Consider the following 9,365-nt stretch of genomic DNA (forward strand, 5'->3'; position numbering starts at 1 on the left):
TCCCCGACGCCGTACGGCCGCCGGATGATCGGCGGGTACGGGCAGCTCCTCGACCCAGGCCCGAGACCCTGGTTCGGCAGAGGCCGACGGGGTCCGCAGGGCACAGCAGCGCGCGGCAAGTGACGACGACACGGAACAACTCCTCGATGTTCTCCGGCAGTTCAGCGGGCGCTGAACCCGCCGTCCACGGTCAGTACGGAACCGGTGACCTGCCGGGACTCGTCGGACGCGAGGAACACGACCGCCCCGGCTACATCCTCCGGCTCGATCAGCGCGTTCATCGGCTGCGCCTCCACGAACGTCCGCTCGTGCTCATGCACCGGCACCTCCAGCGCCCGCGCGATCTCCGCCAACATCCGCCCCTCGGCCTGCGGTTCGTCCCGGACCGACCCCGGGCACACCGCGTTCACCCGCACCTTCGTCGGCGCGTAGTCCAGCGCGGCGGCCTTGGTGAGCCCGATCACGGCATGCTTGGCGGCGACGTACCCGGCGAAGTGCCGGTACCCCACCAGCCCAGCCGTGGAAGCGACGTTGACGATGCTCCCCGACCGCCGGGCACTCATCGCCTTGCCCACCTCGCGGATCACCCGCCAGGCACCGGACAGGTCGACGTCGATCATCAGCGCCCACTCGTCCTCGTCGATCTCGTGCACCGGCTTCCCCGAAGGCGCCGCGATCCCCGCGTTGTTGACGGCGACATCGATCCGCCCGAACCGGTCACAGGCGACCGTCACCGCTTCCCGCACGGCGAGCAGATCCCGGATATCGGCCTCGACCGTCACCACGGCCGCCCCCAACTCCCCGCACAGCGCGGCCGTATGCTCCAACTGCCCCCGCGTACCCAGCGGATACGGCACCCCGGGCAGATCACCGCAGATGTCCAGCAGAGCCAGATCGGCCCCTTCACGGGCACAGGCCACCGCGATCGCCCGCCCCAACCCCCGGGCCGCGCCGGTCACCAGCACCGACTTGCCGTCGAGACGCATACCGAACTCCCTGACTACGAAACGGCCGTGAGCCGGTCGGCGATCGCGCGCACCAACTCCGGCCCCGAATCGGTGAGATACATGTGACCGCCGGGCACCTCGACATGGCCGAAGTCACGGCTGGTCGCCTTGGACCAGGAGGCCGCCTCCTCGCGGCTCACCAACTCGTCGTCCACGCCCCGGAACACGGTGATCGGCGCGTCCAGCGGAAGGCTCGTGCTGCGGACGTAGTTCTCGTGCATCTCGACGTCGGCCCGCAGCGTCGGCAGCAGCAGCTCCCGCATCTCCGGGTCCTCCAGCGCGGGATGCCGGTACCCGGCGAACTCGCCGACCCGGTCCAGGAATTCGGCGTCGGACAGCCCGGTCGCCCGCCGCTCCCGCCCGAGATCGGGCTCGGGGGAGCCGCTTACGAAGAGGTGTGCCACTTCGACGCCGGGCAACTCGACGAGTCGGTGGGCTAGTTCGTAGGCGAGGACGGCTCCGAGACTGTGCCCGAAGAGCGCGAACCGGCCGCCGTCGAGGTCGAGTTGGCCCAGCAGCCCGTCCACTGCCGCGTGCACGTCCCGGTACGGCTCGTCGTCGATCAACCGCTCGCGACCCGGGAGCTGAGGCGCGACGATCTCCAACTCGCCACCGGACCAGGGCCGGTAGAAGGAGGCACCGGCACCGGCGTAGGGCAGACAGATCAGCTTGGTCACGGTCACTGTCCCATCGCGTCGATCAGGCTCTGCGGACGCATGTCGGTCCAGTGCTCCTCGACGTACTCCAGACAGGACGTCCGGCTCGCCCGGCCGTGCACGACCGTCCACCCGGCCGGCACCTCGGCGAAGGCGGGCCAGAGGGAGTGCTGGTTCTCGTCGTTCACCAGCACGAAGTGCTCGATCGAGTCGTCGTCGAAAGGGTTGGTGGTCATATCGGCTTTCTCCTAGGCGAGTTGCTCGGCCAGTACGGGGCCGATCCGGTCCAGCGCCCCGGGGCGGGTCATCTCCCCGTGGGCGCAGGGGATTTCGTGGTCGACGACGCGGCCGGTGACGTACGGGCGCCAGTCGCCGTACCGGCCGGGCACGGCGCCCGGGTCCTCGGCTGCGGTGAACACCAGCAGGTCGCCGTCATACTTGGTGGGCGCGAACTCCTGGAGCAGGCGCCCGTTCTGAGCCGTCACAGCGACCAGCGCGGCGAGCTCGTCGTCCGTGAGGCCACCGGCCATGTCCGGCACGCAGCAGACGGCCTCCGCGAACACCTCGTCGGTGAGCGGGACTTGGGGAACCGGTCGGCCGAGGACGGTGAGGATGCTCCGCAGCAGCGTGGGCCGGTCGGCCGGCGGCGCCTGCCGGATCCACGTGCCGGGGAAGGCGTCGAGGACCGCGAGCAGCGCGACCTTCTCCCCGGCGGCCTGGAGCGCGACAGCCACCTTGTACGCGACGAGCCCGCCCATCGAGTAGCCGAGCAGGTGGTACGGCCCCTCGGGCTGGCGTTCCCGGATGCGTGCGGTGTGCTCGGCGACCGCCTCGGCCAGCGAAGCGGCCGGAGCCTCGCCGGGGACGAGCCCCCGCGACTGAAGCCCGAACAGCGGTCGCCCAGGGGCGAGATGACGCGCGAGCCCCGCGAACCCCCAGGCCAGCCCGGACGCGGGCGGCAGACAGAACAGCGGCTCGCGCTCGCCCCGTACCCGCAGCGGCAGCAGCGGGCCGAGCGGCGCGGCGCCCGCTTCCACCGGCCCCCGGGCCAGCTCGGCGACCGTCGGCGCGTCGAACAGCGACCGCAGCGAGGGTTCGACACCGAGCTCCGCCCGGATACGGGAGGTGAGGCGCGGCGCCAGCAGCGAGTGCCCGCCCAGGTCGAAAAAGCTGTCGTGGACGCCGACTTGGGCCGCGTCCAGACTCAGCACCTCGGCGAAGATGTCCCGGATCCGCTCCTCCCGCAGGGTGCGCGGAGCGGTCCTCGCCGCGAGGGGCGCGTCCGGCGCCGGGAGCGAGCGGCGGTCCAACTTCCCGCTCGCCGTACGGGGGATGGCGGGGACGGTGACGTACGCGGTCGGCACCATGTGGGCCGGGAGGGTGCGGGCGAGGTGCTCGCGCAGGGTGTCGGGGGAGACCGGCCCGCCGGGGACGACGTACGCGACCAGCCGCTTCTCGCCCGGCGCGTCCTCCCGTACGGTCGCCGCGGCCTCGGCGACCGTCGGGTGGGTCGTCAGCGCGGCCTCGACCTCGCCCAACTCGATGCGGAATCCCCGGACTTTGACCTGCTGATCGGCGCGGCCCAGAAAACGCAGCTGGCCGTCGGGCTCGCGTACCGCCAAGTCGCCGGTGCGGTACAGGCGTTGGCCGGGTTCACCGAACGGGTCGGCGACGAAGCGCTCGGCCGTCAGCGCCGGACGGCCCAGGTAGCCGCGTGCGGGGCCGCCGCCCGCGACGTACACCTCACCGATCGCGCCGTTCGGGACCAACTGGAGCGCGTGGTCGAGAAGATGGACCTGGTTACGGGCCAACGGGCGTCCGATGGGCGGCTCTTGGACGTGCGGTGAGAGGCCCGCGTCGGGAGCACCGGTCGGGCTGCCGTCCGACCGCCAGGCCGTCGCGTAGACCGTCGCCTCCGTCGGGCCGTAGAAGTTGACGAGCAGTACGCCGGGGAAAGCGTTCTCTACGTCTTTCCGCAGCCGGGCCGGGATCGGCTCGCCGCCGAGGGCGACCGTGTGGGCCGAGACGGAGGGCCGATCCGCCAGGACGCTCGCCATGACCGTGGGAACGCCGCTGATCAGGCCCGCCTCGCGGGATGTGCCGTCGGTCAGGGCGAGCAGGTTCTCGACGATCTCGATCCGGCCGCCGCAGGTCAGCGGCGAGAAGATCTCGAACACCGACACGTCGAAGTTGAGCGAGGTGGAGAACAGGACCTCCGCCAGCCGCTCCGGGCCGAACGCCGTGTGCGTCCACTCCACGAACTCGACCGCGTTGCGGTGCGTGGCGAGGACGCCCTTGGGACGGCCGGTGGAGCCGGAGGTGTAGGTGATGTAGGCGAGGTTGTCGGGGGCGGCGGGCGTTGTGGAAACGGTTACCCGAGTTTTCTGCCCGGCCGCACGGGCCGGATCGAGTGTCGGCGTTCCACAGGGCATCGCGCGGGCCGTGCCGTCCTCTGTCGCCAGGACCACGACCGGCTGGGCGTCGCCGACGATGTACGCCAGCCGCTCCGCCGGATACGCCGGGTCCAGTGGCAGATACGCGGCACCCGACTTGAGCACCGCCAGCACCGCGACGACCAACTCCGCCGTACGCGGCAACGCGATCCCCACCACCCGCTCGGGCCCCGCCCCGAGTTCGACGAGCGCCCGGGCCAAGTGCCCGGCTCGCTCGTCGAGTTCGCGGTACGACAGAGAGGTTCCACGATCCACGACGGCGACGGCATCGGGAGCCGCCGTCACCTGCGCCGACCAGAGATCGGTGAGGGTCCGCGACGCCGCCGGCGGCAACTGCGCCCGGCGCGGCCGGTCTTCGAGGGAGATGAGCCCCTGGGGCCGCTCCGGTTCCGCCGCCATCGCCGTGAGGATCCGCACCAGCCGGGCCAGCGTGGCCTGCGCCCAGTCGGACGTGAACAGGTCGGGGCGGTAGGCGAGTCGGAAGCGCGGGCGAGGCCCGGGGAGCGCGACGAGCGTCACCGGGTAGTGGGTGGCGTCACGGCCACTCGAACCGGCGAGGTGGAGGCCCTCGCCCGAAGTCGCCAGGTCCGCCGGGTAGTTCTCGAACACGAGGAGCGTGTCGAAGAGTTCGGGTATCCCCGCCGCTCGCTGGATGTCCGCGAGGCCCAGGTGGTGGTGGTCGAGGAGCGTCGCGTAGGTGTCACGCACCTCGCGCAGGAGGCGGGCCGGGGAGTCCGCCGGGCGCAGCCGTACCCTTGTCGGGACCGTGTTGATGAACAGGCCCACCATGCTTTCCACGCCCGGGAGTTCGGGCGGGCGGCCCGACACCGTCGTACCGAACACGACGTCGTCCCGGCCGGTCAGCCGTCCCAGGAGGAGTCCCCAGGCCGACTGGACAAGGGTGTTGAGGGTGACGCCGAGGCGGCGGGCCGCCGTGGTGAGAGCGGCGCCCGTCTCCGAGGACAACTCGATCCTCACCTGGGCGAGTTGCCCCGCTCCCGGAGGCGCCTCGGGTGCCAGGCGGGTCGGTTCGGTGACTCCGGAGAGCGCCTCGCGCCAGGCTTCCTCGGCGGCCGTGCGGTTCTGGCGGTTCAGCCACTGGAGGAAGGTCCGGTAGGGCGGGACGGGCGGCAGCTCGATGCCCTGGTGGAGGGCGAGGAGCTCGCGGACCAGGACCGCGACCGACCAGCCGTCCAGGAGGATGTGGTGGTGGGTGATCAGCAGGCGGTGGTGCTGGTCGGAGAGGCGGGCCAACGTGCAGCGCAGAAGCGGTGGTTGGGCCGGGTCGAAGCCGGTTTCGCGGTCCTTGTCGAGGAGTTCGGCCCAGGCCGCTTCCTGGTCGGCGGCGGTGGTGAGGTCGGTTTCCGTCCAGGGGAGGGTCGCGCGGTGCGGGACGACCTGGACGGGCCCGCCGCCCCGGCGGCGCCTGAACGCCGCGCGGAGATTGGGGTGGCGGTCCAGGAGGGCCTGCGCGGAGGCGTGCAGGCGGTCCGCGTCCATCGGGCCTTCCAGCTCGAACACCAACTGGACGACGTAGACGTCCTGTTCACCCCGCTCGTGCTCGTACAGGGCGTGGAAGAGAAGGCCCTCCTGGAGCGGGGTGAGAGGTAGGACGTCGGCCGGTGCCGGCTTGGGGGTCGTGGGGGGAGCCACCGGTCAGTCGTCCAATCCGTCGGCCAGTTCGGCGAGTTCGTCGTCGGAGAAGGGCAGATCGTCGGAAAACGGGGTGAGGGCCTGCACATCGGGTCGGTGCTGCTCGGTGGTGGTTCGGGTGACGGCTGACGTGACCTCCGTGCGCCAGGTCTCCGCCAGCGCCCGCACCTCGGCCTCGGTCAGGACCCCCTCGGGCCACGACCAGTCCGCCACCAGGACCGGCCCCGACCCTTCGTCCGAGTCCCGCACGACCGCGTTGATCTCCAGGGGGTGCGCGACGGCGAGTTCGGGATCGGTTCCCTTGGCGAGGGACGAAGACTCCGGGGCGAACGTCCACGACTCCGTGCCGGGAGTGGTGAACCTGCCCAGGTAGTTGAACCCGATCGACGGCGTCGGAACCTTCGCCAACTCGTCCGCCGTGTCGGGGTTGAGGTAACGCAGCAGGCCGTATCCGAGCCCGTTGTCCGGCAGTTCACGCGTCCGCTCACCTGACGTGCTGATCCGCACCGGGTAGAGCGAGGTGAACCAGCCGACGGTACGCGACAGTTCGACCCCGGGAACCACTTCCTCCCGCCCGTGCCCCTCGACGTCGACGACGACCTCCGAGCACCCGTACCGCGCACCGACAGCCGACGCCAGCCCGGCGAGCAGCACGTCCTGGACCCCGCCACCGCCGATGAGCCGACCGGTCGCCTCCGCCCCAAGCTCCACCCGCACGGCCCGAGTTGTGGCGGCGGTGTCCTGATCGGGATCGACTGGCCGTGCTCCCAACGGCGTCCCCGCCGCCCCCCGCCACAGCTCGACCTCGTCGCCCCGCGCTGCCGCCTGGGTCCGGAGAATCTCGGCCCACCGTTTGAACGACGTCCCTACGACCGGCAGTTGAGCCGTCCGCCCGGCCCTGACCGCCTCCCACGCCGACTTGAGGTCCGGCAGGATCACCCGCCAGGACACGCCGTCGACGACGAGATGGTGCACGACGATCAGCAGCCGCCCGTCCCGCCCGGGACCGGCGTCGAACCACACCGCGCGGAGCATCGTCCCGCCCGCCGGATCGAGCAGGGCGACGGCCCGCTCGGACTCCTCGGCGACGACGGACCGGAAGTCGTCGATGCCGGAGACGTCGCGCCGGACGATCCTGTCGGCGGCGTTCACCGCACCCGCCTGCGGCACAACCAGCCCCTCGGCCACGAACTCGGCCCGCAACATGTCGTGATGGTCGAGCAGAGCCTGAAGCGCCCCGGTGAGATCCGGGAGTTGGGCCTCAGCCGGAACCGTCAGCAACACCGACTGGCTGAACCTCCCTACAGGGCCACCCCGTTCGAGAAGCCACCGCATGATCGGCGTGAGGGGAACCAGGCCGGTCCCGTCGTCCGCCCGCACGGTCACCGGACCCCGGGCCACCGCCGCCAACTCCCGTACCGTCTGGTGCTTGAAGACCTCCCGCGCCGTGATCACCACACCCGCCTCGGCGGCCCTGCTCACCAGCCGGATCGCCGCGATGCTGTCACCGCCGAGCGCGAAGAAGTCCTCGTCCAGGGGGACTTCGTCCAGCTTCAGCAACTCGCTGTAGAGACCGGCGAGTACCCGCTCCGCCGGAGAACCGCTCGGTGCGGCCCCGGTCTCGGGTGCGACCGGCGCCGGTTCCTGGCGGACCTGACGTACGGGCCGTACGTCGTCCCCGTGCAGGTCCACGTCCCCGATCCGCACCCCGGAATCCGCCACGACCGCGCCGAGCAGCCGCACGAACGCCCGCGCCAGCCGCCCGCCCGTCTCCGCGTCGAACAAGTCCGTGCTGTACTCGGCGATTCCGTCGATCCCCGCCGGGGTGCCGTCCTGCTCGCGGCGCTCGCTCAGGTAGAGCGACAGATCGAAGCGGGCGGCACCGGTCTCGACGATCTCGCGGCCCGCCTCGATCCCAGGCAGCCGCAGCGACGTCTGCTCGCCATGCCCCGTGAACGCCAACACCACCTGGAACAACGGGTGATGGGCCAGCGTCCGCCGCGTGCCGAGCGCATCCACCAGCACGTCGAAGGGCACGTCCTGATGCGCGTACGCCGCGAGATCGAACTCCCGTGTCCGGCCGACCAGTTCACGGAACGTGGGGTTGCCCGACGTATCCGTGCGCAGCGCGAGGCTGTTGACGAAGAACCCGACCAACTCATCCAGCCTGCTGTCCGGCCGCCCGGCGACGGGCGTCCCGATCGTGACGTCCGTCCCCGAACCGAACCGCGTGAGCAGCGCGGCAAGTCCCGCCTGCACCACCATGAACAGGGTCGCCTTCGACTCGGCGGCCAGCCGGGTCAGGCCCGCGTGCAGGTCCGCGTCGATCGTGAACCCGGCCCGATCACCGCGCCCGGTCGGCTCGGCAGGGCGCGGACGGTCGAGCGGCAGCGGCAACTCGGCAGGCGCACCGGCCAACGCCTCGCGCCAGAAGGCAATGTCACGCCCCATCAGGCTCTCCGCGTCCGACGCGTCCCCCAACGTCTCGCGCTGCCACTGCGCGAAGTCGGCGTACTGGAACGGCAGTTTGGGGAAGCCCGGTTCGGTGTCGGCGACCCGCGCCGCGTACGCCGTCTCCAGGTCCCGCATCAGCGGCGCCATCGACCAGCCGTCCACCGTGATGTGATGCGCCACGAGCGACAGCACATGCGTCTCGGCGTCCAGCTCGAACAGGGTTGCGCGGAGAGGGAGTTCGGCCGCCAGGTCGAATCGCTCTCGGGCAGCCTCGGTCAGGCGCGCGGCGAGTTCCCCGGCGGTTGTCGGAACGATCGCCAGGTCCAAGGCTTGGGCGTCCACGATCCGTTGGTACGGAGTCCCCTGGAAGTCGGGGTACAGCGTCCGCAGCGACTCGTGCCGCGCCACCAGGTCACCGAGTGCCGCCCGCAACGCCTCCCGGTCCAACGGGCCCGACAACCGCAGCGCCCACGGCACGGTGTACGTCCCGTTGCCCGCGTCCAGCCGGCTCAGGAACCACAGCCGCTGCTGGGCGTACGACAACGGGATCGGCGCGTAACCCCTCTCGTACGCGGCGAGTTGGGGTCGCCCTTCGGTGCGCGCCTCCTCCGCCCGCAGCCTCTCGGCTAGGGCCGCTGGCGTCGGAGCCTCGAACACCGCCCGCACCGGCAACGCCGTACCGAACGCACCCCGGACCCGGTCCGTGAGCCGCATCGCCAGCAGCGAATCACCGCCGAGGTCGAAGAACCCGTCGTCCACGCCGACTTGATGCACCGCGACCCCGAGCAACTCCGCGAACACCCCGCACAGGATCTCCTCCTGCGGCGTACGCGGCGCCCGGCCTGTGTGACCGCCCGCCGTCATGGGCTGCGGCAGCGCGGCCCGGTCCACCTTGCCGTTCGCGGTCAACGGCAGCCGCTCCAGCGGCACTACGGCCGCCGGGACCATGTGCTCGGGCAACGTACGAGCCGCGTGCCGACGCAACTCCTCCGCGTCCAGGCCCTGTCCGACGGCGTACGCGACGAGCCGGCCGTCCCGAACCACCACGACAGCCTTCTCGACGCCCTCCTGCCGCGCGAACGCGGCCTCCACCTCGCCGAGTTCGATCCGGAACCCGCGCACCTTGACCTGGTCGTCCGCCC

At 71.5% G+C, this 9,365-nt stretch carries 5 protein-coding genes; all 5 read right to left on the reverse strand.

What is annotated here, in order from left to right; genetic code table 11:
* Positions 1-161 precede the first annotated feature (161 nt).
* Positions 162-986: an SDR family oxidoreductase gene (locus AOK24_RS03005; protein WP_055718484.1), complete on the reverse strand. Its 825-nt coding sequence runs from the start codon at positions 984-986 to the stop codon at positions 162-164.
* A gap of 14 nt (positions 987-1,000) precedes the next feature.
* Positions 1,001-1,690: a thioesterase II family protein gene (locus AOK24_RS03010; protein WP_055718485.1), complete on the reverse strand. Its 690-nt coding sequence runs from the start codon at positions 1,688-1,690 to the stop codon at positions 1,001-1,003.
* Entirely contained in the window at positions 1,687-1,899 is a 213-nt protein-coding gene (locus AOK24_RS03015) for an MbtH family protein (RefSeq protein ID WP_050369211.1), read from the reverse strand. The genes AOK24_RS03010 and AOK24_RS03015 overlap by 4 nt, the downstream gene beginning before the upstream one ends.
* A gap of 12 nt (positions 1,900-1,911) precedes the next feature.
* Positions 1,912-5,769, reverse strand: a complete 3,858-nt coding sequence (locus tag AOK24_RS03020; protein WP_055718486.1) for a non-ribosomal peptide synthetase — start codon at positions 5,767-5,769, stop codon at positions 1,912-1,914.
* 3 nt (positions 5,770-5,772) lie between these two features.
* A partial coding sequence (locus AOK24_RS03025) for a condensation domain-containing protein (RefSeq protein WP_240553621.1) occupies positions 5,773-9,365 on the reverse strand: 3,593 nt, incomplete at its 5' end.

Origin of the sequence: Streptomyces niveiscabiei, assembly GCF_001419795.1 — a bacterium.
GTDB lineage: Bacteria > Actinomycetota > Actinomycetes > Streptomycetales > Streptomycetaceae > Streptomyces > Streptomyces niveiscabiei.

Coding starts and splice junctions, on each gene's coding strand:
- AOK24_RS03005 (WP_055718484.1), bottom strand. CDS start 986: ATGCGTCTCGACGGCAAGTCGGTGCTGGTGACCGGCGCGGCCCGGGGG.
- AOK24_RS03015 (WP_050369211.1), bottom strand. CDS start 1,899: ATGACCACCAACCCTTTCGACGACGACTCGATCGAGCACTTCGTGCTG.